Source organism: Pseudonocardia alaniniphila (assembly GCF_022524485.1).
In the GTDB taxonomy this organism is placed as follows: Bacteria; Actinomycetota; Actinomycetes; order Mycobacteriales; family Pseudonocardiaceae; genus Pseudonocardia; species Pseudonocardia alaniniphila.
On sequence record NZ_JAKXMK010000007.1, the window covers coordinates 42275 to 68730 of the forward strand.

Here is a 26456-nt window from a genome sequence, read left to right on the forward strand (position 1 = left end):
TACCGTGTTCCCCCATGCTGTCTCTGCTCCCCAGCACAGCTCGTACGCTGCTCGCCCGCACCGCTCGCGCCCAACGTGACGGCCGCGTCCCGTCCCTGGTCGCGGGTGTCGTCCGCGGGCGAGATCTCGTGTGGTCAACCGGACGCGGCGAGATCAGCGAGCCGCACGACGACGTCCAGTTCCGCCTCGGTTCGATCAGCAAGGTCGTCACCGCCATCACCGTGCTACGCCTGCGTGACGAGGGCAGGCTCAGCCTCGACGACCCGCTCGACCGGCACCTGCCCGGCACGCCACTGGGCGGCCGGACCGTGGGTCAGCTCCTCTCGCATCTCGCCGGGGCGGGCTCGGAGAGTCCGGGGAAGTGGTGGGAGCGCACTCCGGGCACCACGCTGAAGGGCCTCGGGCTCTCGGACGCCGACGTGGTGCTGCCCGCGGCACGCCGTTTCCACTACTCGAACCTCGGGTTCGGCCTGCTCGGAGCGCTCGTCGCCGAGGTGCGCGAACGTGCGTGGGAGGAGGTGGCCCGTGACGAGGTCCTGATCCCGCTCGGCATGCGGCGCACCACCCCTCGGCCGTGCGGGCGGGCCGCACAGGGTTATGCCGTGCACCCGTGGGCCGACGTGATGCAGATCGAGCCCGAGCACGACGCGGGGGTGATGGCACCCGCAGGCCAGCTGTGGTCCACCGCCGCCGATCTCGCCCGGCTGGGTTCGTTCCTGCTCGGTGACACCCGCGGTGTGCTCTCGCCCGACACCGTCGAGGAGATGACCGTCCCGGCGGGAGTCGACTCGTCGGCCCTGACCTGGTCGGCCTACGGGCTGGGCGTGCAGGTCCAGCGGGTCGGCACCGACCCCGCTCGGCCGGGCCCGGTCCTGGTCGGCCACGGCGGTTCGATGCCGGGCTTCCTCGCAGGCCTCTGGGTGGACCGCGAGGAGTGCTCCGGGGCGCTCGCTCTGGCCAACACGACCGCGGGCATGGACAGCGGTCTGACGACCGGGCTGCTCGCCGATCTGCGCGCCGCCGAGCCCCGGATCGTCGAACCGTGGAAGCCGGACAGCTCGCCGGTGCCGCTGGACATGCTCGGACCCTGGTTCTGGGGCCCGATGCCCTACGTGCTGCGGGCGATCCCGGGTGGACTGCTGCACCTGGGTGGCCTCGGCAGGCCGGGTCGCAGCAGCCGGTTCCGCCCCCGCCCCGACGGCACGTGGGTGGGTCTCGACGGCTACTTCGCAGGCGAGACCTTGCGGCTCGACCCGGAGTCGCTCAACCTCGCGACGTTCGTCTTCACCCGCACGCCCTACGACCCGGCCGCGCCGGTGCCGGGTGGCGTCGACGCGGCCGGGTGGGGCGTGCACCCCTAGGCCGCCACCTCGGATCGATCCGGGGCGTTCAGGGCGATCGGCAGGTGGGCCCGGGTCGACACCGCGATCAGCGTGGTACCGGCCAGGGCGATGACGACGAGGCCACCCAGTAGCACCGGGTAGCCCGCCACGCCGGAGAGCGCGGCGAGCGCGGTGGGCAGCAGGAACCCGACGTAGGCCAGCGCGTAGTAGACGCCGGTCATTCCGGCCAGCTCCGATGGCGGCACGAGCCGCTGGATCTCCAGCAGCCCGGAGACCACGGCGATGCCGTATGCCACGCCGAGGACCACCGCGGCGAGGAGCGCCAGCAACGGCGAGTGCAACTGTGCACCGAGCACGCTGACCACGAGGCCGCAGGACATGATCACCATGGCGATCACGATGGCGCGCGCGTCGGTCATCCGGTCGAGGCGCTTCGCGATCGGCTGCACCGCCGCCCCGGCGCCGAGCGTGCAGACGGTGAGCAGTGTGGAGTAGGCCAGGTCCCAGTGGCCGAGCCGGCCGCCCACGACCTGCGGCATCGTCGCGTAGGCCACCCCGGCGGCCCCGAAGACCCAGGGCGTCATCGGCAGGATGACGCGCAGGAACCGGGGATGGCGCACGGCGGGCACCGCGAACCCGGCCCGCCGGACGTTCGGATCCGCCGCGGCGGCGTGGCGGCGCCGGGTCTCGGGGCTGCGCAGCAGTAGCGGCAGCACCGCGGCCGTGAGCGCGAGGTGCACCACGTAGGGCGTCACCATCGGCCAGGGTCCCCACTGCGCGAGCACGCCGGCCACGCCCGCACCGAGGCCGAAGCCCAGCGTCAGCGCGAGGGCCGCCCGGCGGGCACCCGTGCCGGGATGGGCGGACGGGTCGTAGGGAGCCTCGGACAGCTCCTTGACCCACGTGGTGCCGACGGCCATCGCGATCGCGACCGCCACACCTGACACGAGCCGGCCGAGGAAGATCGGCAACGGGCCGGACTCGCCGAACGCCAGCAGCGCGCTCGCCAGCACGGAGCACACGACGCCCGCGACGAGCAGTGGCCGGCGGCCGAACCTGTTAGAGAGCCCGCCGACGATCAGCAGCGCCGGTGCCAGGCCGACGACGTAGGCGCCCAGGAACTCGTCGACCGTGAGCACCGAGTACCCGGCCGTGTCCCGGTACATCACCAGGAGCGGGGTGAACTGGTTGCCACCCCATCCGCAGCAGAACATCGCCGCGGCAACCGCGATCCACGAGCGTTTCATCGCGACGACCCCCACCACACCCCGCCCGGACGCATGCGCTCCGGCCGGTGGGTGCCGTCGAGGTGGGAGCGCAGCAGCTCCGCGAAGTAGTCCGCGTCCCCGTCGGCGACGGCGTCGGCGAGTGCCTCGTGCTCGCGCAGCACGATCGCGACGTGCTGGAGGTTCGGGCCGAGGGCGTGGATGTTCATCCGGCGCTGGCGGTCGGCGAGCGTCGCGTAGAAGCGAGTGGTGATCGCGTTGCCCCCGTCGGCCACGATGGCCCGGTGGAAGGCCTCGTCGGCCTCCGCGAAGGCGACGAGGTCGCCGGCGTCGGCGAGCTCGTGCTGCCGCTTCAGGATCGCTCGCAGACCGGCGGCGGCCTCGGTCAGCGACGCCGCGGCACCGATCCCACGCACCAGCCGGCGCACGGCGGCGGTCTCGAGCGCCTCCCGCGCGTCGAGCACGTCGTCGGCCTCGCCGGGCGGAACCGGCGCCACGACGGCACCGCGCTTGGGGATCAGCTGCAGCAGCTCCTCTGCCTGTAGACGCAGGAAGGCCTCCCGCACGGGGGTGCGGCTCATACCGAGCCGCTCCGCGATGTCGCCCTCGCTGAGCAGGTGCCCGGCGGGGAGTTCCCCGGAGAGCACGAGTTCTTTGGTGGCGAGGTAGGCCCGGACGGCTGCAGGAGGGTCCTTCGGGGTCGGCGGCATGCCTCGACAGTAGGCCTGAGATACAAGCTTGTATCTATGATGTAGGTCTATGAGCTGCATCTCCGGACGTAGCTCATCCCCGCCGAGGTCAGCTCAGAAGTCGGCCAGCAGCCGGTCGCGGCGCGACTCGATCCCCGGGAGGCGGGCGTCACCTGGCGCCAGCCGGTCCACGAGCCGGTCGTGCACCTCGATGTCGCCGCGACCCAGCGGGTGTGCCGCGAACTCCGCGAGCAGGTCGACGTCGTCGGCGTCGAGCACCGCGCGGCGCATGGACACCTCGAGCTCGTCGCGCAGATCCCGGATCTCCGGGGCGTCCGACCGTGGAAGCAGCGGCCCCGGGCACGACCGGAGGGCCTCGGTGGCCCGGCCTGCGCGCAGCGCGCGTCGTACGGCCGCGAAGTCGGCGTCGACGGTGGCGTCGAGCCGGTAGGGCCGCGTGCGCAGGACGTCGGAGCCGATGAGTGTGCGCAGCCGAAGGATCTCCCCGCGGACAGTGGTGGGGTTGCCGTCGTCGCCGTAGAGCAGCAGCGCGAGCCGCTCGGCGGTGAGCCCGTCCGGATACAGGGTCAGCGCGGTGAGCAGCTCGGCGGGCCGCAGCGTGAGCGGGATCGGCTTGCCGTTCAGCAGCATGCGGGGCGAGCCGTGCCCCAGGAACCGCAGTGAGAGTGCGCTGCGGCTCGCCCGGGCGGCCGTCGGACGCGGAGCGCGCAGGAGGTAGCCCTCGGCGAGCGGCTCGACCATCATCTCGCGGCCGTCGTCGAGCTGGATCCGGTCGGCGCCCGGTGGGAGCGCGACGCGCTCGGGCCACATGCCGTACGGCTCGCCCGCCACGATCCGGCCGGTCGAGGTGACCAGGGCGCCGGCCCCGCCGCGCAGGCTCGTCAGGTGAGGCATGTTGCGCACGCGCAGCCGTTCGTCGGCGATGGCCAGGCGCACGCGCAGCTGGTTCTCGGCGAGCTGGGCGGTGGCCGACACGAGCTGGACCATGGCCGGATGCACGGTGTGCAGGGGGCCACTGATGTCGATCGCACCGAGGATGTCGCCGGTGTCGGGGTCGTGCACGGGGGCCGCGGCGCAGGTCCAGGTGTGATAGGCGCGGACGAGGTGCTCCGCCGAGTGGATCTGCACCGGCGCGTCGACGGCGAGCGTGGTGCCCATCGCATTGGTACCGATCGCGTCCTCGGTCCAGCGCGTGCCCGGTGTGAGACCCACCTCGTCGGCCGAGTGCAACAGCCGGGCCGCACCCTCCCGCCACAGGATGGTGCCGTCGGCGTCGGTGACGAGCATGACGTGCATGGCCTCGTCGGCGATGCTCACGAGGGTGCTGTGCAGCAGCGGCATGACCTCGCCCAGCGGATGTGCCGCGCGTAGGTCGGGCAGGTCGGCGTCCCCGACCACCACGGGGGGCGTGCGGCGGTCGGGGTCGACCTGCGCGGCCAGGCTGCGTCGCCATGACTCCGACACGAGAGAGCGCGCAGGAACCGGACCGGACCCGCCCGCCAGCACGGCATCGAAGACCTTGTGAAGAAGGCGGGCGTGCTCGGCGGAGTCATGTACATCATGAGTCGTCATCAGCACTCCGAGCATCATCGCCCCAGGACAGGCTCATCATCACGCAGTGATCCGGATGGAGCAACACAGGCCCGTTGCGCGTGCAACGTCCAGGCAACGTGTGCACTCATAACGTCGCTTGACCATCGACGACGAGGGCAGAGAGGTATCCCGTGACGACGGACGCCGTACTCGACATCCGCCCCGCCGTGCTCGAACCCGCGGCGGGACGTACACCCGCGCCACGGCGGACGGCGCGCATTCTCGTCGTGGACGGCGAGGGGATCGTGCGGTTCGGCCTGCGCCAGCTCTTCGCTTCCGACCCGCACCTCGCGGTGATCGGCGAGGCCGCCACACCGCGCGATGCGCTCGTGGTCGCCGACCGCTGCCCACCCGACCTCGTGATCCTCGACGTCGACCTCGGCCGGGGTGGCGCCGCGGGCGTGGAGCTCGCCCGGATGCTGCTCGAACGCCACCGGGGTGTGCGGATCCTGGTGCTCACCGGCTGCCGTGATCGCGAGATCATGCTGAGCGCCGTACGGCTCGGGGTGCACGGGTACGTGCGCAAGGGCGCCGACACCAACGACATCCTCCGCGCCGTGCACACGTTGCTGCGCGGCGAGAGTGTGTTCGACTCCGGTGGGCACAGCGCATCGGTCTCCCCGGACGTCCCGCGTGACGACCGCCCGCCTGCCCGCGCATTCGGCAGCGCGATGCTGACCGAGCGCGAGAACCAGGTGCTCCGGCTGCTGGCGATGGGTATGTCCAACCGTGAGATCGGGCGCACGCTGGTGATCAGCGAGGCCACGGTCAAGTTCCACGTGCGGAACCTGCGCGACAAGCTCGACGTGCGCCGCCGCACGGAGATCGTCTACACGGCCACTCGCCAGGGCATGGTGTAGCGCTCGGCAAGACGGCGGGCCGCCATCTTGTCCACCATGGGCTGTGTCCGTTTACGATGCTGTACGTGGATGCAGCCGAGCGGGGTTCGTGGGAGCCGATCGTCGGTGCGATCGGGCCCAAGCTCCGTGAAGCCCGTCAGCAGCTCGGCCTGTCGCTGCAGCAGCTCGCGGCACGGGCCGAGGTGTCGGCCGCGGCCATCCACAAGGTCGAGCGTGGCGACATGGTGCCCACGATCACCACGCTGCTCAAGCTCGCCGGTGCAGTCGGGCGGCCCATCGGGCACTTCGTCGACGACGGTGCACCGCCTGCCCCGGTCGCCACGCTGATCACGGCCGACGAGCGCCCGGCGGCTCCGCCGGAGTGGGCGCCCGCGGCCGACGGCGTCGACGCGGCAGCCATCGCCCTGCCGACGGCTCGGCTGCCGGCGAGCGGGGTGATCGCCGAGGTCGATCCCGGGGGCGGCAGCGGCGACACCAGGCCGCAGCGCCCGGGGGAGGAGGTGGTGTTCGTGCTCGACGGCACGTTGCAGGTCGAGGTGGCGGGCGAGCGGTATCGGCTGCGCACCGGCGATGCGTTGCACTACCCCACCGACCGCCCGCACCGCTGGCACAACGCCGAGGCGCACCCCGCCCGCGCCGTCTGGTTCTCGGTGCGGTCGTGACGAGCGCACCCGAGACCGCATCCCTCGCCGAGATCGTCGACGCCGTGCTCAGCCACCCGGGGCTGCGGGCGAAGGCCGAGATCGGGCTCGTTGCGGAGGCCCTCGGCGCGGAGGTGACGGGCGACGCCGACTGGTTGGGCGGCCCCGGCGACGACGGCGCGGTGGTGGAGGCAGGCGGCTCCCGCGTCGTGGCTTGCGGCGAGGCGATCTTCCCCCCGTTCGTCGCCGCGGATCCGCACGGTGCCGGGTTCGCCGCGGTGCTCACCAACGTCAACGACCTGGCCGCGATGGGCGCCGAGCCGCTCGGCATCGTCGACACGGTGGCGGCGACGGAACCGGTGGCACGCGCGGTGCTGGCCGGGATGCGGGAGGCCGCGCTGCTCTACCGCGTGCCGATCATCGGCGGCCATCTCACTCTGCACGACGGACCGCCCGCGGTGTCGGCCTTCGGGGTCGGGCACGCGCCCGTCCCGCTGTCCGTCACGCGCGCCGAGCCGGGCCAGTCGCTCGTGGTGGCGGCCGCGCTCGACGGCGAGATGCGCGCCGACTTCCCGTTCTTCCCCGCGTTCCGCAACCGGGGTGAACGCTGTGCGGGGGACGTGCGGCTGCTCGCCGACCTCGCCCGGGCAGGCACGTGCGTCGCGGCGAAGGACATCAGCATGGCCGGGCTGATCGGGTCGCTCGCGATGCTGCTGGAGTGCGATGGGCTGGGCGTACTGGTCGACCTCGACGCCGTGCCCGCTCCGGCCGGTGTGCCGCTGGCCCGTTGGCTGAACTGTTTCCCGAGCTTCGGCTTCCTGCTGTGCGTGCCCCGTGGCCGCGAGGACGAGTGCCTTGCCGCGTTCGCCCAGCGGGATCTCGCCGCCGCCGTGGTCGGAGTTCTGGACGACACCGGCGAGCTCGCGATCGGCTCGGGCGATGAGCGGGCGACGGTGCTGCGGCTCGACGAGTTCCGGGTGACCGGCCTGCCCCGCTAGCTCGCCGGGTGCGTAGCAGGCGTACCTATCGGCCCAGTGCCTGCGTGAGCTTGTCGAGGAAGGTGGCCACCGGCCCCAGTGTCATCAGGCCGCTCCCCGCGCCGGCGAGTTCCGCGGCGGCAGGTGCGAGGGCGTCGAGCGCACGCTGCATCGTGCCGTGATCGTCCAGCGCGAGGGCGGCGCGGGCGATCACGCACCACAGCGCTTCCTGGAGGTGGTCTCGCGGTGGGTCGGGCAGCGTGCGCAGTGCCGTCGTCGCGTCGTCGAGGTGGCCCTGGGCGATCAACGTGAGCGGCCGGACCCAGGGCGCATACGGCCCCCAGCCGATGTCGTCGTCGGCAGGCGCGGGTAGCCGGAGCCGGATGCGGACGGCGAGGAGGGCGAGAGGAAGCAGCCCCCGTTCCAGACCGGGCATCCCGGCACCGTCCAGGGCACGCGCTGCGCTGCGGTAGGTGGTGGCCGCTGACGCGAAGTCCTCGGTATCCGCTGCAACCCGGAGCGCGCGGTACCAGGTGGTGAAGACGGCGATCAGCGGTGATCCGTAGCGTTCCGCGAGACGGTCGGCCGCGAGCGCGTGGACGTCGGCACCCGCGAGATCACCAAGACCGCTGAGTGCCTGCATGCGGATCAGCCGGCCCAGCAGCTCGTAGGTCTCCAGTCCGTGCGCGGTCGAGATCTCGATCAGCTCGGCGCCGATCGCATCCCGCTGCGTGGCGAGCCCCGTGCGATGAAAGGTCTGCATGAACAGGCCGTTAAGGGCGAAGGCGAGCAACGCTGGGTCGCCCGATCGGCGAGCTCTCGTCACGGCCTGCTCCGCGGCGAGCCGGCCTCGGCGGTCCGTCACGCCGCGCGATTCGAGGGCGATCGTGGCCAGCAGTCTCGTCCGCTCCGGTCCTGGTGCGTCAGCCGGAAGCGCAGTGAGTGCGCGTTCGGCCGCGGCCACGACGGCCGCCGCCTGCTCCGGGTCGTCGGAGCGGCTCCAGATCGCCGGGACGTCGTACGCGCCGATGACGCGGGCGGTCAGATCGGCGTCTCCCAGCTCCTCGGCGGCGAGAATGCTCGCCATCCGCTGGTGGCGCGCGGCAACGAGCCCGCTGCCGCCGGTGACGGCGAGGCTGCGCAGGAGGTCGACGGTGGACCGGAGGCGAGCACGGGAGTCGACGGTGACCGGCCTGCTGTAGGCCGCGATGGTCTCGGACCAGACCTGGCCGGCCGCTGTGCCGACGACGGGCGGGGCGTCGAGGTGGACGGCCTGCTGGAGTATGTCGATCTCCGTTTGGCGCAGCCGGGGGCCGGGGGCGAGACCGAGGTCCTCGCCCAGTCGCGAGCGCGCGCGACGGACGACCTCGAGCGCGTCCTTCTGCCGTCCGGCCCGGTACAGCGCGATCGCGAGGAGGCGCCATCCCTCCTCGCGCCAGGGATGCTCGGCCGTGTGGGCGTCCAGGTCGGGCACGGCGGCGTCGACGTTCCCGGCGTCGAGCAGCGCGCGGGCGCGGAGCTCCACGGCGCCCAGCCGCAGCTCGGCGAGCCGGGACCGCTCGGCGCGTGCCCAGAGATCGTCCGGAAGATCGGCGTAGGCCGGTCCACGCCACCAGGTGAACGCATCGTCGAGCACCTGCACGGCCCGGCTCGGGGGAAGCGCGCGGGCGGCGACGACCGCTTCCTCGAAGCGCCGGGCATCGACAGAATCCGGCGTCGCACGCAATGCGTACCCCGAGCCCTCGGTGACGAGGAGCCGGGCGGGCGCGCGCGGAAGGCGATCGGGTTCGAGCCCGCGGCGCAGTGCGCTGACGAACGTCTGGATCACACCCGGAGCGTCCGCGGGGGGATCGCTCCAGAGATCGTCGACCAACGTCGCGAGCGGAACGATGTGCCCGCGCGCCACGATCAGCCGGGCGAGAACGGCCCGATGCCGGGGGCCCTTGAGCGGGATCGTCGCTCCCGCGTCGTTCCACGCGGTCACCGGCCCGAGGACACCGAACCGGACCCGCACCCCGCCTCCGTCCCGTGCTGACCGGTTGCTCAGTCGTCCGGCCCAGGCTGGTGCCATCCCATCAGACGAGGAAAGGACCTGACGATGGCTCCTGTCATCCCCGGATTCACCCACCGGCGAGTGGGCGTGGCCGACGGCGTCGCACTCTCCGTCGCTGTCGGCGGCGCCGGCAGTCCCGTCGTGCTGCTCCACGGCTTCCCACAGACCCACCTGATGTGGCGCCACGTCGCCACCGACCTGGCGGCCGACCACACGGTCATCTGCCCCGACCTGCGCGGCTACGGCGACAGCGACAAGCCGGCCGAGACCGATCCCGGCGTCTACTCGAAGCGGACCATGGCTGCCGACGTGGTTGCCCTGGCCGCCGAGCTCGGACACGACCGGTTCGCCGTCGCCGGACACGACCGCGGCGCCCTCGTCGCTGTCCGGGCAGGGCTCGACCACCCCGACGTCATCACCCACCTGGCCGCTCTCGACGTCCTGCCGACCCTGGACACCTGGGACGTCCTGCACGGCACATCGGCCGCGGTTGCGTTCCACCTGTACCTGATGGCCCAGCCGCCCGGTCTGCCCGAGGCCATGATCGCGGCGTCGCCTGACACCTTCTTCGGGCACTTCCTCGACATCTGGACCCAGGACCCCGCCGCCATCCCCGGCGACGTCCGAGAGGCCTACCTCGCGGCTTCCCGCAACGCCGTCCCCTCCATCGTGGCCGACTACCGGGCCTCGGCAGGGATCGACGTCGACCACGACACGGCCGACCGGAGCTCCGGCAACACCCTCCGGATGCCCGTGACGGTGCTCCAGCAGGACTGGGGCGCGGCCCTGGCCTATGACGCGGCAGGCCGGTGGAAGGCGTGGGCGTCGGACCTGCACCACGCCACCGTCACGTGTGGCCACTTCATGGCGGAGGAGGCGCCCTCGACCGTCTGCGCGATGCTCCGGGCGCTACTGAACCGCTGACGCGGCGTCGGTGCGGGACGGTCGCTCAGGCGCCGGCGACCCGCAGGTGCCGCCGCGGCTCCACCGGATCGAGCGTCGGGCAGATCCCGGAGCCGGCGGCGAGCCCCAGCGCGGCGGGCTCACGATCGGCCGCGAGCGTGCCGCGCAGGGCCATGTCGGTGGCGAGCCCGAAGATCCACAGCATCCGGTCGGCGTCGTGCCAGCGGTGACGCTCGGCGAAGTCGATCCATTCGTGCGGCGGGATCGTCGTCGTCGGGGAGTACTCCAGCTCGGCCCAGGTGACGGCCGTCTCGAACAGGTCGACCATGGCGTCCGGGTCGGACTCCACCTGGAGAAGTCTGTCGTGGTGGGCCCGACGTTCCGGATCGGGCCGGCACTGGCCGTGGCAGGCGAGCCGGGCGAGCCGCTCGGAAGGGTGCATCAGCGACACGGTGGCCTCCGCAGGAGAAATGGAGACCCCGATGCTGACCCTTGCGCGATCCCGGCCGGTTGCCGACATGTTTCGCAATGGTGAAAATCCGCGCGGGTGTCAGCCGAAGAAGACCTCGGCCTCGGCGTAGAGGGTGGGATCCACCAGTTTCAGCTCCTTCGTCGCTTCCGACAACGGGACGAGCTCGATGTCGGTGCCGTGAAGGGCGGTCATCATGCCCCACTTGCCCGCGTGGACGGCGTCGATGGCGTGCAGGCCGAACCGGGTGGCCAGCCAGCGGTCGCGGGCGGTGGGCGTGCCACCACGCTGGACGTGCCCGAGCACGGTGGTGCGGGCCTCCTTGCCGGTGCGCGCCTCGATCTCGCGGGCCAGGAAGTCTCCGATGCCGCCCAGCCGGACGTGCCCGAACGCATCCTTCTCGCCGGTGCGCAGCACCTCGTCGCCGTCCTTCGGCTTCGCGCCCTCGGACACGACGATGATCGGCGCGTAGTCGAGTTGGAACCGCGACTCCACCCACTTGCAGACCTGGTCGATGTCGAACCGCACCTCGGGGATGAGGATCGCGTTGGCGCCGCCCGCCATTCCGGAGTGCAGCGCGATCCAGCCCGCGTGACGACCCATCACCTCGACGATGAGCGCGCGGTGGTGCGACTCGGCCGTGGTGTGCAGCCGGTCGATGGCCTCGGTGGCGATGTTGACCGCCGTGTCGAAGCCGAAGGTGTAGTCGGTGCCCGCGAGGTCGTTGTCGATCGTCTTCGGGACGCCGACGACGTTGACCCCGATCTCGTGGAGCTTGGTGGCGACGCCGAGCGTGTCCTCGCCGCCGATCGCGATGAGGGCGTCGACGCCGAGGTTCTGCAGGTTGCGCCGGATCTTCTCGACGCCGCCCTCGATGGCGAAGGGATTGGTGCGCGACGACCCGAGGATCGTGCCGCCCCGCGGTAGGAGGCCTCTCACCGCGGGGATGTCCAAGGGTTTGGTCAGTGCCTCGAGCGGGCCTCGCCAGCCGTCCCGGAATCCCAGGAAGGTGTAGCCGTACTCCGGGACGCCCTTGCGGACGACTGCTCGGATGACCGCGTTCAGTCCGGGGCAGTCGCCGCCACCGGTGAGTACGCCGACGCGCATCAGCAGCTCTCCATCGATGCAGAAGCTCAGGGACGGCTCACGCTAGTGCCATCCAGCCGCGTTGTCGCGCCGCCACCCGGTCGGCCTCCTGAAGCTTGCCGACGTGGGTGATCAGCCCGCCCGGGAACGGGGTCAGGTTCCGGCGACGTGGTCGACGATCCCGTAGTCACGTGCCTCCTGGGCGGTGAACCAGCGGTCGCGGTCGGCGTCCGCGGTGATCGTCTCGACCGACTGCCCCGTGTGCCGGGAGGTGAGCTCGGCGATCTCACGCTTCATCTGGCCGAACACGCCCGCCCTGATGGCGACGTCGGTGGCGTTGCCCCCCACTCCGGCTGAGGGCTGGTGCATGAGGATCCGCGCGTGCGGCAGCGCGAACCGCTTCCCCGGCGTACCGGCCGAGAGCAGGAACTGGCCCATCGACGCCGCGAACCCGACGGCCCAAGTGGTGACTTCCGGCGTGATCAGCTGCATCGTGTCGTAGATCGCCATCCCGGCGGTGACCGAGCCGCCGGGAGAGTTGATGTACAAGGTGATGTCGCGGTCCGGGTCCTGGGCCGAGAGCAGCAGCAACTGGGCGCTGATCCGGTTGGCGATCTCGTCGTCGACCTCGCGGCCGAGGAAGACGATGCGTTCCTCGAGCAGGCGGTCGAGCACGGGATCGAGGCCGCCGGGGACCGGTGGGGCGGCACGCAACACGGGGCCGTGCAGCGCGGGCGGCAGCGGTTGAGGTGGCGGGGTTGCCGGCCGGTGCGGCCGTTCGGGCTCGGGCGGCGGTTGTGGGGCCGGAGGTTGCGGCTTCTGTCCCGCTCGGTGCTCCAGGGACGGGATCGACGGTGACGAGATCAACATTGCGGTCCTTTCGCAGGCGGGTGCGGCACCTGACGGTAGGGCCGCGCAGCGCCATATCGGCCCGTGTTCGCTGGTAGCGGGATGTTCGCTGGGAGCGATGGCGTTTGACCGCTTCCGACGCGGGGTAAAGGGCCGCGTGCAGAACGACCCGCGGTCCGTCGACGCCGAGCACCAGCGTCCGTCCGGCACGAGCGACGAGCTGGTCGCGGCCGTGGGCAGGCTCAGCGAGGCACTCGAGTACATCGAGCGCGCGCGAGGGCATCTCTACACCCACCACCAGCTGGTCGGCCATGCCGACAAGCTGCTCGACGACGTCGTCGACGGGCTGCGGGCGGCCGGGCAGGACCACCTGGCCAAGCACGTGCAGGACGAGCTCATCGGCGCCAATGTGCTCGCAGGCCGTTGGACGTTCCAGGTCGTCGAGGAGTTCGACGACGGCTACTACGCCGCCTTCAGGTCGGTCGAGAAGCGGATCCGCGACGAGACGATGCAGGGCCGCAGGCACGTGTTCGAGGCGGAGCTGAAGGAACGGCGACGTACGCACGGCCGTCCGGGACACGAGGCAACCCCCGACGAGGCTCGCTGACGGCGCCCACTCTTTGGAGTTGATTCACGGGGCGCATCAACCGGGCCTACCCGCGGCGGCCCCGACAGGTTCATCCTGTGGTCATCTTCGTGCTTCCTCTCCTGAGTTCGATCACTTAGGTTCGTCGCGTTTGTCCGATATCAGGAGGATGACCTGTGGTTCAGCCCCGCCCGGAGCGACCTGGCCCCGTCGCGCTGCCGATGCCCACCGAGCGGCACGCGCGCAGGCAGGGCCTGACCTGCCTCTACCGGTGCGGGAACGCCTGCGCGCACGACGAGCCGAACCGGTCGGGCAACGAGTACTTCGGCGACGTCCTCGCCCGGGCGGTCAGCCGGCGTGGTGTGCTGCGGGCCGGCGCGGTGCTCACCCTCGTCGCCGGTGCCGGCACCGCGTTCGCCGGCAGCGCTCCGGCTGCCACGGGTGCGGGGTCGCCCGCGGGCTCCGATGATCTCCCGCGGGGGCTGTCCTACAAGCCGGTGACGCCTGGCACCGCCGACGCCGTCACCGTGCCGGCGGGCTACCGGAGCGAAGTGGTGATCCGCTGGGGCGATCCCGTCGTGCCCGGCGCCCCCGCGTTCGACTTCGAGAACCAGACCGCGGACGCCCAGGCAGGCCAGTTCGGCTACAACAACGACTTCTGCGGGCTCGTCCCCCTCCGCCGCGGCGGTGGCGAGAGCTACCTGATGTTCAACAACCACGAGTACACGATCGAGCCGCTGATGTTCCGGGGGTACGACCCGGACAACCCGACGGAGGAGCAGGCCCGGGTCGGGATCCAGGCGCACGGTCTGTCGGTCCTCGTGGTGGAACGCGACCGGCGTACCGGCCGGATCGCACCCGTGCTCGACAAGACCTACAACCGCCGCTACACGGGCACTGCGGAGTTCGTGCTCGACGGCCCGGTCGCCGGCTCGGATCTGCTGAAGACCTCGGCCGACGACTCCGGCACCCGCGTGCTCGGCACGTTCAACAACTGCGCCGGCGGCGTCACGCCGTGGGGCACGTTCCTCACCGGTGAGGAGAACGTGAACCAGTACTTCGCGAACGCCGACGCCGTGGGTGACCGCGTGGCGAGGGAACGCCTCGCGCGGTACGGCTTCCCGGAGGGCGAGTCGGAGCGCAAGTGGGAGCGTTTCGACCCGCGGTTCGACCTGGCGAAGGAGCCCAACGAGGCGAACCGGTTCGGGTGGATCGTCGAGGTCGACCCGTACGACCCGCAGGCGCCGCCGGTCAAGCACACCGCGCTCGGCCGGTTCAAGCACGAGGGCGCCACGATCCGGCTCACCCCGGACGGGCACGCCGTGGCCTACATGGGCGACGACGAGCGCTTCGAGTACGTCTACAAGTTCGTCTCCGACGGGATCATGAAGGACGGCAACAGCCGCCGCGCCCGCGAGCACAACCGGCGCCTGCTCACCTCGGGCACGCTCTACGTCGCGAGGTTCGCGGGGAACAGCCCCGCTGCCGAGATCGACGGCAGCGGCACGCTCCCGGACGACCGTGCGTTCGACGGTCGTGGCGAGTGGATCAAGCTCGCGGCGGGGAACCAGTCGTTCGTCGAGGGGATGACGGCCGAGGAGGTATACGTGTTCACGCGCCTGGCCGCCGACAGGGTGGGCGCCACCAAGATGGACCGGCCCGAGGACGTCGAACCCCACCCACACACCGGCAAGGTCTACCTCGCGCTCACTAACAACACCGACCGCGGCAAGTCGGGTGCAGCGCGCGTCGCCCCCGCCGACGAGCCCAACCCCCGCAACAGCAACGCGCACGGCCACGTGATCGAGTTGGTCGAGGCGGAGAACGACGCCAGGGCGGAGCGGTTCGGCTGGTCGATCCTGCTGCTCTGTGGCGACCCGAACGACCCGAGCACCTACTTCGGGGGCTTCGACAAGAGCCAGGTCAGCCCGATCACCTCGCCGGACAACCTCGCGTTCGACGGCCACGGCAACCTCTGGATCGCCACCGACTCCGGTCAGGCGCTGTCGATCAACGACGGTCTCTACGGGGTGTCGCTGGAGGGCCCGACCCGTGGCCGCACCACCCTGTTCGCGAGCGTCCCGGTCGGCGGCGAGTGCTGTGGCCCGGTCATCTACGACGAGTTCGTGCTGATCTCCGTGCAACACCCGGGCGATCTCGACGACGCGAGCCCGGAGTCGCCCAAGTCGGTGTTCCCCGACGGCCCTGGCACCCAGCCGCGGCCGTCGGTCGTGAACATCTGGAAGGGAGGCGACACGGGTGCACCCGGACGCATCGGGCAGTAATGGTCTTTCCGGGGAGCCGGACGCGTCCTCGTGCATTTCCACGGCTGTGCCGTCGTAGCCGAGCGACCTGACCGAGCGAGAACGGCACCCCCGGCGCTGATCGAGCGAATCCTTTGATAACAGCGGTGTGACGATTTTCACGCTCCTTGCGGGTGCGATTAGGTGATCGGTCGCAAAGTACTCCCTGGGTCGCCCGGTTTAGCCTTAATCTCATCGGTATGTAGGGCTCGGCGAGCTTTCGATGTAGTTGATCGGTCGATCGCGGCCCGGTGACGGCTGTTTGACAAATTGATCTTCCAATGGTGGGCTTGCAGGCCTTGGCAGATGTATCGCGCATGTGCAGCGATGATGATGTGGCCGCAATATTGGAGTGAGCATGGTGGATTCGGGTGGCTGGCCAACATTTCGGCAGAAACTGCTCGATCTGCGATCGTCCGTTGTGTGGCGGGCGTCCCCGACCGGAAGTGCGGCCTCGCTGTGCAGCCCGGCGCGGTCGGAGCTGACGGTCCGGATGGCGCGACTATTTTCAGCGGCGTCCGCAAGCGGAACTCAGCGCCCTTGCCCGCATGTCCGGAAAGAACAGGATGGCGCCCGCCGGATGCACGCGTCCTGGTCGCACTGAAAGCTCAGCGCCGTGGGTGTGGGTGGCCACCTCGGCGTGATGGTCGATTTCGAGAAGACCGCGACCCTGGCGAGATCGTTCCACCGGGGCCGCGATGTTCGGGCCGCCCTTGGTGTGCGGTGATTGTGGCGGGATCGACGCGGTCGTGAGCGGGGCGCGCGACCCGATGTTCGGTCTCCGGCGCTGACAGATCGTTGCCCAGTGACCCGTCGCAGGAGTTTGAATGCTTCATGAGTTCGGGCAGAACTTCATCCACAACTTGTTCACTCCGCTGCTGTTGTTCTTCTACTTCGGGTTCCTGATTCCTATCCTGAGGGTGCCTTTCGAGTTCCCCAGGGTGGTCTACCAGGCGCTGACCATGTACCTGCTGCTGGCCATCGGCTGGCAGGGTGGCGAGGAGCTCGCGCAGATCAGCCCGGCGGACCTCGGGCACATCGTCGGATTCGTGGTCGTGGGCTTCGTTCTGAATTTCGTGATCGGGATCATCGCCTACCTTCTACTCAAACCCGTGACCGCAATTCGGCTCATCGACAAGGCGACGATCGCCGGGTATTACGGGTCCGACTCGGCAGGGACCTTCGCCACCTGCGTCGGCGTGCTCACCAGTCTCGGCATCGCTTTCGACGCCTACATGCCGATCATGCTGGCTGTCATGGAGATTCCCGGCTGTCTGGTGGCGCTCTATCTGGTGGCGCGGCTGCGCGTCCGGGGATTGGACACCGCTGGCAACATGCCGGGTGAGCCCGAATACGCCCCGCTGGAGACCGTCAAGGTGGGGCCCGGTACGGCCGCGCGGTCGGAACTCGTGCACCACACTGCCGGGACCACGCTGAGGGAGGCTCTGCTCAATCCCGGGGTCTGCCTGCTGATCGGCGCCGTCATCGTCGGCTTCGTCAGCGGGCTGCAGGGCCAGAAGGTGATTCACGACTACAACACCTTCTTCGTTACGGCATTCCAGGGTGTACTCAGCGTATTCTTGCTCGAAATGGGTATGGCGGCCTCCCGCAAGCTGAAGGACCTGAAGTCGGCAGGCTACGGGTTCGTCGTGTTCGCCCTGGTGGTACCGAACCTCTTCGCGGTGCTGGGGATACTCGTCGCCCGCGCCTATTCCGTCGTCACCCACACCAACTTCCAGCCGGGAACCTACGTGTTGTTCGCGGTGCTGTGCGCTGCCGCGTCCTACATTGCTGTGCCGGCGGTGCAGCGAATGGCGATCCCCGAGGCGAGCCCGACGTTGCCGTTGGCGGCATCGCTGGGTCTGACGTTCACCTACAACGTCACCATCGGGATATCGCTCTACATCGAGATCGCCCGGGCCATCGGGCCGTACAGTCCGTAGCCAGATCGCGGAGCGACGGACGCGGTGCCTCGGCGTTCGACCCGCCGTCGGCACTTTCTGGCCCGGCGCGCTCTCCGGCGCCGCGATCAGCCTGCCGTCGTCCGGTGCTCCCGCCCGGCGGCGGTCCTACTTGCAGCGCTCGGCCACCGGGTCGCCGTCCGGCACGCGCTTCTCGAACGAGATGTGCACGTGGTCGAGGTGGTTCTCGGTGGCGCTGCCCCGGTCGGACATGTGCTCCCAGCCGTCGCCGTAGTTCACCCGCTGCTCCCAGATCACGTAGCTGATCCCCAGCTCTTCCTGGTTGCTGAGCGCACAGGCGGCGATCCGGTCGCCGCGCTCGCCGCGGACCATCAGGTCGAGGGCGAGGCCACGCGGGTGGTCCGAGACGCGGCCGCGCTGTCCCACACCGATGAGGCGTGGCTCGTCGTAGAGGCAACTGAGGAACGCGGCGGCGTCGCGCACCCACGGCTTCACCCGGCCCAGGCCGCCGAGGTCGGCGGCGCACTTCGCCCTGGCGGCTCGTTCCTCATCGGCCCGGCGCGCCACGTCGGCGAGTCCCGCGGCCTTGATGAGCTCGGAGACGTCCACCTGGGAGGGCTCGGGTTCGTCGGGTTCGCTCGTCACCGGGACGACGGCGCTGCGTGCGCGACTGATCGTGGTGCTGGGCTCGTCGCCTTGCTCCCCGTCGGCGGCGAGGAACACCACGGCCGACTCGTCGGCGGCGGCCGGGGCGGGGCCGGTGGCGATCGCGGCGGCCGGCATCACGACGGCGAGGGCGCCGCCCGCGGCAGCGGCGGCGGTCATGCCGTTGCGCACGGCGGCCTGGGTGGCTGCGCGGTGCCGCGCGCCGGAGCGGCGGGGCGATCCGGTCAGCGCACCGGGGAACGCGACCGTGGGTTCGGGTCGCGGGTGCGCGTACCGGCGACCGGGGGAGCGGTGCCGAGACACGACCTGCCTTTCGGGATCGTGCGACCCGGGCGGCGTCCGGCTGGGGATCCGGTGGATCGGGAAATCCATGTCCGCTGGGGAGCCAGGTCACTGCTGATCCGCGACTGACAGTAGCGAGTGATCACGCTCCGAAACGGAATTCTCACTCAACGTGAGACGGACGTGCTGGGGGATGCGGCGAGCGGGCGTGTCGGCGCGACGGTCAGCAGCCGCGGAGCCGACCGCCTCCGCCGGACCCGAACGAGATGTGCACGTGGTCGAAGTGGTTGGCGGTGACGCCGCCGCGGTCCTCCATCGGCTGCCAGCCGCTGCCGAAGTTGATCTGCTGCTCCCAGATCACGTACGAGATGCCGAGCGCGTCCTTATTCTTCAGGGCGCAGGAGGCCAGCGCGTCGCCCGTGGCGCGGTCGACCATGAAGTCCACCGCCTTCCCGCCCGGATGGTCGGACGTGCCGGCCCGGCCGGCCACGCCGTACATGGTCGGCTCGCCGAACCGGCAGCCCAGAGTCTCGGCCGCGGACCGGACGAAGGACTTCACGGCACCGAGCCCGGAGGTGTCCATGTCGCAGTCCGGCGAACCCGACGCGACGGTGGCGGCGATCTTCTCCGCGGCCGCCTGCTTCTCCCGGGCAGCGCGCTCCTCGGCGGCCGCCTGTTCGGCCGCCCGGGTGGCGAGCTGCTGCTCGATGAGCTGCACCGCCTTGACGAGCTCTTTCGCGTCGACCACGTCAGGGTCTGGTGGGACGGGCTCCATGGAGGAGCGCAGCACCACGTCCTCCCCGGTCTCGACGGGAATGGACAGCGCCACGGGCGCGGCGGCGGTGTCGACCACCACCGGAATCATGGACGCGGCCCCCACGAGGGAGAACGCGCCACCTGTGACGGCGACAACGGCGGTGCCCCGCCGCAGCGGGGTGGAGACAGAGCCTTGCGCGGCGTGTGCCGGCGCCTGACGGCCGAGGGCCGTCAAGTGCGGGCTCTGGTGCGCGCGCCGGCTCCGGGGGGAGCGATGCCGAGCCACGACTTGCCTCCGGATCGACGGCTCCGGGTGGACGTCCGGTCGGGGGGTCCGGCGGGTGGGGAGTCCCGTGTCCTGTTTGTGACCGTGCCGTCATCGATCCGAGAGGCAACGTAGGCAACCCGAGACGGACTTGGGCGTCGGCTCGCGGACGAATGGGTCGAATGTGTCCTCGGCAGCGACGAATGGTGCGAAACACTGCTTGTGGGGGACCTGGGCCGTTCGTCGCGTCAGGGAGCGAACACGCAGAATTCGTTGCCCTCGGGATCAGCGAGGACGTGCCAGCCGATGTCGCCGTCGGGCGGGCGCAGGAGGCGCGCACCGGCGGCGAGCAGCGCCTCGAGATCGTCGCTTGTCACGTCGATGTGCACGCGGTTCTTGGCGGTCTTCGCGTCGGGGCTCGGGTTGACCACGAGCCACTCGAAGGGCGCCCCGGGGACCTCGCCCAACGCCCAGCTGCTCCCGTCGTCGGAGGTGAGCCTGCCTCCGAGCAGCCGCGCCCACCACGTCGCCACGGCGCGAGGGTCGTTCGCGTCCAGGACCAGCTCGTAGAGCCGCTGGCCGGGTGGTTCGGCCCGGACGAACGCGCAGAACTCCCCGCCGCCCGGGGCGGCCATCACGGTCCACGGCAGCGTGTCGTCGAGCACCGAGGCGCCGAGCTCCACGAGCTCGGCGACGGATCCGGTGTGGATGTCCAGGTGCAGACGGTTCTTCGCGGTCTTCGGTTCGGGGACCGCGCCGATCCACACCGTCTGCTGGGGGTCCGCGCCCGAGAGGCGCACCACCGAATCGCTGTGCGGGTGGCTCTCGAGTCGCAGAGCCGCCGACCAGAACCGGCCCGCTCGCCCGAGATCCCCGGTGTCGAGGGAGAGATCCTTTAGGCGGCGAGCGGGCCGGTGGTCATCGTCGAACGATAAGGCTCCGACCGGAGGTCAGCGCTGCTTGCGGTAGTGCACGGTCCGGTCGTTCAGCGGCTGCAACTCACGCGCGTTGCCCTTGGGGAAGAGCTCCTCGAGGCCCTCGACGGACGAGTCCGTGACCGCACGGTGCTGGCGCAGCACCAGCCAGGACACGCCCTCGGTGTAGGGGGCGGTGGTCAGGGAGCCGTCGTAGCGGAACGTGGAGAGGTCGTCGGGGAACGCCCTGCTGAGATCGACGCTGACCTCGACCTCCTTGCCGCACTCTTCGGGGAGTGTGTGCAGCACGGCGTCCTGCAGCGTGCCGCCGCGTCCGCCGCCAGTGAGGAACAGGCCGACGACGAGTGTCTCCCCCTTTGGTCCACGGTGGACGAAGTGCTGCTCGATCGGGAAGTGGTGGTCATCCAGCACGTGCTCGGAGGGCGTGTGGAAGTGGAACTGCAGCAGTTCGTAGCGCACGCCGTCGAGGTGCACCGCCGCGGTACCGGCCGGCACCTCCGCCTCCACCGTCTCCTCCGGACCGCGGGTGGTGCAGCCTGCCGGGTCGTCGGCGTCGCGGCTGATGTAGTGGACGCGCAGGTCGACGTGATCCGGGTAGTCGACGACGAGCTCGGGAAGCTCGGGGGCGTCGACGGCGGAGCGGGATCGGATGGCGATCGGGGTCTGGTGGGGCTGGCCCGCCAGCGCCACGGATGTGGACGAGGCGATCATCGCCGCCGCGGCGACTCCGGGCACGCCGATCAGGAACGACCGTCGGGAGTGGGTCACGTTTCTGTTCCTCCAGATAGGTGAGGTTCGCCCTTGTTCGCCCGTTTGGAGGATACCCAGTGTGCGACGTGCAACATCGATCTTCCACCGGTTGGGGGAATCGACCCCTTCCGGCGTGTGGGTCAGATGCCGGGACGTGTGGCGCTCACCGGAGCGCGATCCCGTGCCGACGCGCTGGGTGGAACGCCGATGACCCGCTTGTATGCGCGGCTGAACGCGGCCTCGGACCGGTATCCCAACCGCCCGGCGACCTCGGCGACGGTGGCGCCGTCCTCGGCGAGGAAGGTGCGGGCGGTCTGCATCCGCCACCGCGTGAGGTACCGCATCGCGGGCTCGTCGACGAGCTCGGTGAAGCGTGCCGCGAAGGCCGAGCGCGACATGGCCAGCTCGTTCGCCAGTGACGCCACGGTCCAGTCGCGGGCAGGGTCACGGTGGATCAGTGAGATCGCCCGTCCGATCTGCCGGTCGCGCAGCGCTCCGAGCCAGCCGCGCTGGGCCGCGGGGTCGGTCTCGATCCAGCTGCGCAGGGCCTGGATGACGAGGACGTCCGACAGCCGCGTGATGATCGCCTCTCCGCCCGGCCGCATCTCGGCGGCCTCCGCCGCGACCAGCCGCAGGGTGCTCTGCATCCACTCCGCCTGCGGGGAGGCCGACGGACCCAGGTGGATCACCACCGGCAGTACGGGGAGGATGTGGTGCGCGGCCGGATGGTCGAGCCGCACGGCCCCGCACACCAGCGTGGTCGCGGCGCCTCCGCCACCGTGGCGCAGGATCGCGTACCGGTTCTGGAACTCGTGTTCCAAGCCAGTTACGTCCGGCGTGATGACGCCCGGTCCGCTGCGCAACACGTGCCCTCGCCCGTTCGGCACGAGGGCCAGGTCGCCCTGCTGCAGCCAGCGCGGCTCCGCCCCCTCGACATCCAGTCGGCAGCGGCCCGCGGTGACGACGTGGAACCACATGCAGTCGGCCCACGCGGGCATGGTGAGGCCCCACGGCTCGGTGAGCTCCGAGCGGCAGTAGAAGCTCCCGGTGACGCGCAGGAAGTGCAGCGCCTCCCCGAGTGGGTCCTCGGCATGGAGGCGGTCGTCGAACGGCACGGGCCGAGTGTGCGGCGCCCCACGTCCCATCGTCCAGACGATCTGGACGAACGAGCACGGATCGGCGACTCATGAGCATGGAAGGTCCTGCAGCCCTCCCCGAGAGTGGACGAACAAGCACAACGGGCTCAATGGAGGGCAATCATGATCACGGTGATGGGGGCGACCGGGCAGGTCGGCCGGCAGATCACGCAGCGACTGCTGGAGGCGGGGGAACAGGTCCGTGCCATCGGCCGCAACCCCCGTGCACTGGCAGCGCTGGCCGCGGCCGGCGCCGAGACATGGGCGGGAGACGCGGCCGACGCCGAGTTCCTGGCGCGTGCGTTCCGCGGCGCCGACGCCGTGCACACGCTGCTTCCCTACGACCCGACCTCGGCGGACTTCCGAGCGGAGCAGCAGCGACTCGGTGAAGCGATCGTCGCGGCGGTGCAGGGGGCGGGGGTCCGGCGTGTCGTGGCACTGAGCAGCATCGGTGCCGACGTCCCGACGGGCACGGGGTTCATCGCGAGCCTGCACGACCAGGAGCAGCGCCTGCGTCGGCTGACCGGGGTCGATCTGCTCTTCCTGCGGCCCGGCGTGTTCTTCGAGAGCATCACGGCCGCCGCGGACACGGCCCGGACCCTCGGCGTCAACGCGGATGCCGTGGCGCCCGAGGTGCCGGTGCCGATGATCGCGACCCAGGACGTCGGGGCGGCGGCGGCCGCGGCGCTCGTGGCGCGGGACTGGCGCGGAGTGCAGGTGCGTGAGCTGCACGGCCCGTGCGACCTCACCTACACCGAGGCCACGAGCATCCTCGGCGCGGCGATCGATCTCCCCGGCCTGCAGTACGTCCGGCTGCCGGATGCGGAGATGGCGGACGCGCTCGTGCAGGCCGGCTTCTCACGGGACTGTGCCGAGCTGCACGTGGAGATGGGGCGCGCCTTGTCCGACGGGACCATCACACCTCTCGCGGCCCGCACCCCGGAAACCATCTCCCCCACCCGATTCGAGGCGATTGTCGGGGATCTGGTCCAGGATCGGGCGGCATGATGATCGACTCAGTGCCTCCCGGTGCCACCGTGGTCGCCGCCGTCGGGTCCGGTCTGATGGCCGGCCTCTTCTTCGCCTTCTCCGCCGCGGTCATGCCCGGGCTGCGCAGGTTGCGGCCCGAGGTCGGCGCCGCTGCCATGCAGGCGATCAACAGGGCGATCCTCAACCCGGTGTTCGGCGTGGTCTTCGGTGGAACACCGCTGCTGTGCCTCCTGCTGGCGGTGGCCGCGCCGTTCTCGGCCCGGACCGGCGCCGGGTGGATCGTGGCGGGTGCCGTGCTCCACGTCGTCGGTTCCTTCGTGTTGACCATGGTGGCGAACGTCCCCCTCAACAACCGGCTCGACGCTGCCGACCCGGACAGCCCGGCCGGTGCCGCGGTCTGGGCCGACTACCTCGTGCGATGGACCGCGTGGAACCACGTCCGCACGGCTCTGTGCACAGTGGCCACGGCGGCGCTCGCACTCGCGGTGTGAATTGTCCAATCCGCCGCGGCCCCGGCGCATAGCGACAATAGGTGGCAGAATTGCGCCGCCGATCTCCTGTTAGTCTGATGATAGGAGATCGGCGCGCGACGATTTTGTGAGGGATGGGCCGGTTGATATGGTGTGCCGGAATCAGCGGAGTCGTCGATGAGTGACCGCTTCGGACTCGTATCCTGCGCGGAAGCTCTCCGGCCGCTGCTTTCGAGCAACGCCGCGCAGGGAGCAGCCGAACGTCGCATCACCGATACCGGCATCAGAGCTCTCGCGGAAGCCGGCCTGTTCAAGGTGACGCTGCCCGCGCGGTACGGGGGTCACGAGGCCGGTATCCGCACGCTGCTCGAGGTGGCTGCGGCGGTGGCGCACGGCGACGGCGCGGCGGGCTGGGTGGTGTCACTGGCCAATGTCTGCGGCTGGATCGTGGCCCTGTGTCCCGGCCGCACCCAGGACGAAGTGTTCGGGGCCGACCCGGAGGCACGGATCTGCGGCTCCGTCGCGCCGGCCGGCAGCGGCGTCGCCGCGGAGGGCGGAGTACGGCTGTCCGGCCGCTGGTCCTATGTCTCCGGCTCGCTCCACGCGCAGTGGGCGCTGCTCGGGTTCAACCTCGTCGACGAGAACGGCGAGATCGTCGATGGCCGGATCGCCCTCGTCCCCGCGACGGACTACGCGGTCTCGGACACGTGGTTCATGGCCGGGATGCGGGCCACGGGAAGCAACACCGTCACCGCGGAGGACGTGTTCGTGCCGGCGCACCGCGTGCTGTCGCGGGCGAGATTGGCCGAGGGCGACTACCCCACCGAGTACGAGGACGAGGTGCCCTATCGCTCGTCCTGGTCCCCGATGCTCAGGATGGCGCTCCTCGGCCCGGTTCTGGGGATGGGGCGTGCGGCACTCGATCACGTGCGGGACGCCGCGGGCACGAAGGGAATGTTCGGCACCGTGTTCACCCGGCAGGCCGACTCCGCCGGGTTCCAGATGCAGCTCGCCGAAGCCGCGCTACGGATCGACACCGCACACCTGCACGCGCGACGAGCGGCCGACGACATCGAGGAATACGCCGCACGCGGGGAGCAGCCCGCGTTCCCGGCGCGGGCGCGGATGCGGGCTGACATGAGCCTGGCCGCGAGCCAGGTGGTCGAAGCGATCAACATGCTGCTCAACGTGCACGGTTCCGCCGGCTTCGCCGACGCCAGCGCGCTGCAGCGGATCTGGCAGGACGCGAACGTCGCCGCGCGGCACGCGTCGCTCCTGCCCGGCATCAGCTACGAGGTCTACGGCAAGGCACTCCTGGGCGTCACGAACGACGTTGCAACCACCGTCTAGGCCCGCGGCTCGCCTCTCCGAACCGCTGACCTGCTCCCCTTCCCGGCGATACGTGAGGAACGATCATGTGGTTGAGCTCGCGTGCCTCCATGGCACGCACCATCGGACTGGCACTGCTCGCGTCGGCCGTCGGTGCGGTGACCATGGCGGGCCCGGCGGACGCGATTTCCCACGGGGAGGAGGTGCCGAACGGGGCCTACCCGTTCTCGGTCTCGCTGTCGATGCCGAAGATCGTGCAATCCAACGGCACCTCGTACGCCAGCGCTTGTTCGGGTGCCCTGATCGCTCCACAGTGGATAATCACGGCGGGCCACTGCTTCCACGACGGTGAGCGCAACCGCGTCAGCGGACCACCCCGCTACTCCGTGGCAGCCACGGTGGGGCAGGACACCTTGTCGGGCGACAACGGAACCACGCTCGATGTCGTCGACGTCGTGCAGAACGAGCACGCCGACGTGGCGCTCGCCCGGCTCGCGAAGCGGGTGCAGAACGTGGAGCCCCTCCAGATCAGCGGGAGCGCACCGGCCCCCGGCGACATCGTCCGGCTGGTCGGATGGGGAGCGACCGACGCCGACGGCGACGTGACGACCCGGCCCGACTACAAGCAGACCGGCGTGTTCACCGTGTCCCGGGTGTCCGACACCGAGGTGTTCATGAAGGGGAGCAGCCCCAGCCCGTTGACCACCGCGTGCTCCTACGACTCCGGTGCGCCCTACTTCAGCGAAGGCAAGGGCGGGTCGTACCAACTGGTGGCCACCGAGATCGGCGGGCCCCCGTGCCCCCACGAGTCCGATGAGACCACGGCCCGCTCCGACGTACTCCAGAGCTGGATCCAGGACGAGATCGCCGCAGACCGAACGCAGTAGCCACCCGCGAGCAACCGCGTTCCAGCGCGAGCCGCCCGGCCCAGGCGCAGGTCGCTCGGCCGGGATTCGCGCGAGTCGCCCCGTTCCAGCGCTCGAATTCCCCTTATGTCAGTGTGCGAATTGCCCGGTCGGCGGGGGCGACTCGCTCGGGCGGCGTTGCGCGCGTCGCCCTGTTCCGGTGCGCGATCGCCCTTTTCGGGTGCGTGAGCCGCCCGGCTAGGTGCGCGAGTCGCCCGGCCGAGTTGCGCGGGTCGCCCTGTCTCGGTGCGCGAATTTCCTGACCTGGCTGCGCGACCCGCCCGATGCCAGTGAGCGAATCGGTGCACCGGGCTGCATGAGTCGCCCGATCCCGGGTGCACGCCCGGGCCGGTACTGGCGGCCGGCCCCCGGGAGTACGCGCGGGCAGCCCGACTACTCCCTCGGGTGCAGCCGCATCGCCGACCAGGACGGGACGACTGCGGGCGCCTCG

Annotated in this window: 24 protein-coding genes and 1 pseudogene; 12 read left to right on the forward strand and 13 right to left on the reverse strand. The window is 70.7% G+C overall.

Annotation, left to right across the window (positions count from 1 at the left end):
- The first annotated feature begins 14 nt into the window (after nt 1-14).
- Nucleotides 15-1361, forward strand: coding sequence for a serine hydrolase domain-containing protein (locus MMF94_RS08645; RefSeq protein WP_241035782.1), 1347 nt, complete (start codon nt 15-17; stop codon nt 1359-1361).
- On the opposite strand, the gene MMF94_RS08650 is transcribed toward MMF94_RS08645, so the two are convergent.
- The 3 genes from MMF94_RS08650 to MMF94_RS08660 form a co-directional block, all read right to left on the reverse strand.
- Complete coding sequence (locus MMF94_RS08650; protein ID WP_241035783.1) at nt 1358-2590, reverse strand: MFS transporter; 1233 nt, start codon at nt 2588-2590, stop codon at nt 1358-1360. The two genes, MMF94_RS08645 and MMF94_RS08650, sit on opposite strands and share 4 nt — an antisense overlap.
- Nucleotides 2587-3279 carry a GntR family transcriptional regulator gene (locus tag MMF94_RS08655; RefSeq protein ID WP_241035784.1) on the reverse strand — a complete coding sequence of 231 codons (693 nt, stop codon included), beginning with the start codon at nt 3277-3279 and terminating at the stop codon, nt 2587-2589. Before MMF94_RS08655 ends, MMF94_RS08650 begins: the two co-directional genes overlap by 4 nt.
- A gap of 93 nt (nt 3280-3372) precedes the next feature.
- On the reverse strand, nt 3373-4851 hold the full coding sequence (locus tag MMF94_RS08660; RefSeq protein ID WP_241035785.1) for a helix-turn-helix domain-containing protein: 1479 nt from the start codon (nt 4849-4851) through the stop codon (nt 3373-3375).
- 152 nt (nt 4852-5003) lie between these two features.
- On the opposite strand from MMF94_RS08660, the gene MMF94_RS08665 reads away from it, so the two are divergent.
- The 3 genes from MMF94_RS08665 to MMF94_RS08675 all read left to right on the forward strand — a co-directional run bounded on the left by MMF94_RS08665 (nt 5004) and on the right by MMF94_RS08675 (nt 7371).
- The gene (locus MMF94_RS08665; RefSeq protein WP_241035786.1) at nt 5004-5732 is read left to right on the forward strand and encodes a LuxR C-terminal-related transcriptional regulator; all 729 of its coding nucleotides are present in this window, start codon (nt 5004-5006) and stop codon (nt 5730-5732) included.
- 65 nt (nt 5733-5797) lie between these two features.
- Nucleotides 5798-6394, forward strand: a complete 597-nt coding sequence (locus tag MMF94_RS08670) for a cupin domain-containing protein (RefSeq protein WP_241035787.1) — start codon at nt 5798-5800, stop codon at nt 6392-6394.
- Nucleotides 6391-7371, forward strand: coding sequence for an AIR synthase related protein (locus MMF94_RS08675; protein WP_241035788.1), 981 nt, complete (start codon nt 6391-6393; stop codon nt 7369-7371). The genes MMF94_RS08670 and MMF94_RS08675 overlap by 4 nt, the downstream gene beginning before the upstream one ends.
- 25 nt (nt 7372-7396) lie before the next feature.
- On the opposite strand, the gene MMF94_RS08680 is transcribed toward MMF94_RS08675, so the two are convergent.
- On the reverse strand, nt 7397-9334 hold the full coding sequence (locus MMF94_RS08680; RefSeq protein ID WP_241035789.1) for an AfsR/SARP family transcriptional regulator: 1938 nt from the start codon (nt 9332-9334) through the stop codon (nt 7397-7399).
- Between the two features lie 114 nt (nt 9335-9448).
- On the opposite strand from MMF94_RS08680, the gene MMF94_RS08685 reads away from it, so the two are divergent.
- Complete coding sequence (locus MMF94_RS08685; RefSeq protein WP_241035790.1) at nt 9449-10327, forward strand: alpha/beta fold hydrolase; 879 nt, start codon at nt 9449-9451, stop codon at nt 10325-10327.
- Between the two features lie 25 nt (nt 10328-10352).
- Here the strand turns inward: MMF94_RS08685 and MMF94_RS08690 are convergent, their stop codons facing one another.
- From MMF94_RS08690 to MMF94_RS08700, 3 genes are all read right to left on the reverse strand, one after another.
- Entirely contained in the window at nt 10353-10748 is a 396-nt protein-coding gene (locus MMF94_RS08690; protein WP_241035791.1) for a hypothetical protein, read from the reverse strand.
- A gap of 108 nt (nt 10749-10856) precedes the next feature.
- Entirely contained in the window at nt 10857-11882 is a 1026-nt protein-coding gene (locus MMF94_RS08695) for a 6-phosphofructokinase (protein WP_241035792.1), read from the reverse strand.
- Between the two features lie 132 nt (nt 11883-12014).
- A complete protein-coding gene (locus MMF94_RS08700; protein ID WP_241035793.1) occupies nt 12015-12731 on the reverse strand; it encodes a ClpP family protease in 717 nt (238 codons plus the stop codon).
- A 136-nt stretch (nt 12732-12867) separates the two neighbouring features.
- On the opposite strand from MMF94_RS08700, the gene MMF94_RS08705 reads away from it, so the two are divergent.
- The 3 genes from MMF94_RS08705 (at nt 12868) to MMF94_RS08715 (ending at nt 17542) form a co-directional block, all read left to right on the forward strand.
- Nucleotides 12868-13317 (forward strand): hypothetical protein, encoded by a 450-nt coding sequence (locus MMF94_RS08705; protein ID WP_241035794.1) that lies wholly within the window; start codon nt 12868-12870, stop codon nt 13315-13317.
- A 200-nt stretch (nt 13318-13517) separates the two neighbouring features.
- Entirely contained in the window at nt 13518-15581 is a 2064-nt protein-coding gene (locus tag MMF94_RS08710; protein WP_241036021.1) for a PhoX family protein, read from the forward strand.
- Nucleotides 15582-16426: 845 nt separating this feature from the next.
- A complete protein-coding gene (locus MMF94_RS08715; RefSeq protein WP_241035795.1) occupies nt 16427-17542 on the forward strand; it encodes a sodium-dependent bicarbonate transport family permease in 1116 nt (371 codons plus the stop codon).
- A gap of 126 nt (nt 17543-17668) precedes the next feature.
- Here the strand turns inward: MMF94_RS08715 and MMF94_RS08720 are convergent, their stop codons facing one another.
- From MMF94_RS08720 to MMF94_RS08740, 6 genes and pseudogenes are all read right to left on the reverse strand, one after another.
- Nucleotides 17669-18490 (reverse strand): VldE C-terminal domain-containing protein, encoded by an 822-nt coding sequence (locus MMF94_RS08720; RefSeq protein WP_241035796.1) that lies wholly within the window; start codon nt 18488-18490, stop codon nt 17669-17671.
- 202 nt (nt 18491-18692) lie between these two features.
- On the reverse strand, nt 18693-19460 hold the full coding sequence (locus MMF94_RS08725; RefSeq protein WP_241035797.1) for a VldE C-terminal domain-containing protein: 768 nt from the start codon (nt 19458-19460) through the stop codon (nt 18693-18695).
- 278 nt (nt 19461-19738) lie between these two features.
- Complete coding sequence (locus tag MMF94_RS08730) at nt 19739-20125, reverse strand: VOC family protein (protein ID WP_277398687.1); 387 nt, start codon at nt 20123-20125, stop codon at nt 19739-19741.
- Nucleotides 20105-20368, reverse strand: a pseudogene (locus tag MMF94_RS43285) (VOC family protein); the annotation flags it as partial. The pseudogene MMF94_RS43285 and the gene MMF94_RS08730, both read right to left, overlap by 21 nt.
- A 72-nt stretch (nt 20369-20440) precedes the next feature.
- Nucleotides 20441-21193 carry a carbonic anhydrase family protein gene (locus MMF94_RS08735; protein WP_241035798.1) on the reverse strand — a complete coding sequence of 251 codons (753 nt, stop codon included), beginning with the start codon at nt 21191-21193 and terminating at the stop codon, nt 20441-20443.
- A 122-nt stretch (nt 21194-21315) separates the two neighbouring features.
- Nucleotides 21316-22290: an AraC family transcriptional regulator gene (locus tag MMF94_RS08740; protein ID WP_241035799.1), complete on the reverse strand. Its 975-nt coding sequence runs from the start codon at nt 22288-22290 to the stop codon at nt 21316-21318.
- A gap of 144 nt (nt 22291-22434) precedes the next feature.
- Between MMF94_RS08740 and MMF94_RS08745 the strand changes: the two genes are divergently transcribed.
- The 4 genes from MMF94_RS08745 to MMF94_RS08760 all read left to right on the forward strand — a co-directional run bounded on the left by MMF94_RS08745 (nt 22435) and on the right by MMF94_RS08760 (nt 25987).
- Entirely contained in the window at nt 22435-23319 is an 885-nt protein-coding gene (locus tag MMF94_RS08745) for an NAD(P)H-binding protein (protein WP_241035800.1), read from the forward strand.
- Nucleotides 23316-23792, forward strand: a complete 477-nt coding sequence (locus MMF94_RS08750; RefSeq protein ID WP_241035801.1) for an anthrone oxygenase family protein — start codon at nt 23316-23318, stop codon at nt 23790-23792. The genes MMF94_RS08745 and MMF94_RS08750 overlap by 4 nt, the downstream gene beginning before the upstream one ends.
- A gap of 156 nt (nt 23793-23948) precedes the next feature.
- Entirely contained in the window at nt 23949-25121 is a 1173-nt protein-coding gene (locus MMF94_RS08755; protein WP_241035802.1) for an acyl-CoA dehydrogenase family protein, read from the forward strand.
- 89 nt (nt 25122-25210) lie between these two features.
- Nucleotides 25211-25987, forward strand: coding sequence for a S1 family peptidase (locus MMF94_RS08760; RefSeq protein WP_241035803.1), 777 nt, complete (start codon nt 25211-25213; stop codon nt 25985-25987).
- Nucleotides 25988-26456 lie beyond the last annotated feature (469 nt).

Bases quoted from the DNA above. Each gene is read 5' to 3' on its own strand.
- MMF94_RS08730 (WP_277398687.1), bottom strand. From the start codon at position 20,125: ATGGCCGCCCCGGGCGGCGGGGAGTTCTGCGCGTTCGTCCGGGCCGAA.
- MMF94_RS08745 (WP_241035800.1), top strand. From the start codon at position 22,435: ATGATCACGGTGATGGGGGCGACCGGGCAGGTCGGCCGGCAGATCACG.
- MMF94_RS08645 (WP_241035782.1), top strand. From the start codon at position 15: ATGCTGTCTCTGCTCCCCAGCACAGCTCGTACGCTGCTCGCCCGCACC.
- MMF94_RS08650 (WP_241035783.1), bottom strand. From the start codon at position 2,590: ATGAAACGCTCGTGGATCGCGGTTGCCGCGGCGATGTTCTGCTGCGGA.
- MMF94_RS08710 (WP_241036021.1), top strand. From the start codon at position 13,518: ATGCCCACCGAGCGGCACGCGCGCAGGCAGGGCCTGACCTGCCTCTAC.
- MMF94_RS08695 (WP_241035792.1), bottom strand. From the start codon at position 11,882: ATGCGCGTCGGCGTACTCACCGGTGGCGGCGACTGCCCCGGACTGAAC.
- MMF94_RS08750 (WP_241035801.1), top strand. From the start codon at position 23,316: ATGATGATCGACTCAGTGCCTCCCGGTGCCACCGTGGTCGCCGCCGTC.
- MMF94_RS08655 (WP_241035784.1), bottom strand. From the start codon at position 3,279: ATGCCGCCGACCCCGAAGGACCCTCCTGCAGCCGTCCGGGCCTACCTC.
- MMF94_RS08660 (WP_241035785.1), bottom strand. From the start codon at position 4,851: ATGACGACTCATGATGTACATGACTCCGCCGAGCACGCCCGCCTTCTT.
- MMF94_RS08700 (WP_241035793.1), bottom strand. From the start codon at position 12,731: ATGTTGATCTCGTCACCGTCGATCCCGTCCCTGGAGCACCGAGCGGGA.
- MMF94_RS08685 (WP_241035790.1), top strand. From the start codon at position 9,449: ATGGCTCCTGTCATCCCCGGATTCACCCACCGGCGAGTGGGCGTGGCC.
- MMF94_RS08690 (WP_241035791.1), bottom strand. From the start codon at position 10,748: ATGCACCCTTCCGAGCGGCTCGCCCGGCTCGCCTGCCACGGCCAGTGC.
- MMF94_RS08715 (WP_241035795.1), top strand. From the start codon at position 16,427: ATGCTTCATGAGTTCGGGCAGAACTTCATCCACAACTTGTTCACTCCG.
- MMF94_RS08755 (WP_241035802.1), top strand. From the start codon at position 23,949: ATGAGTGACCGCTTCGGACTCGTATCCTGCGCGGAAGCTCTCCGGCCG.
- MMF94_RS08760 (WP_241035803.1), top strand. From the start codon at position 25,211: ATGGCACGCACCATCGGACTGGCACTGCTCGCGTCGGCCGTCGGTGCG.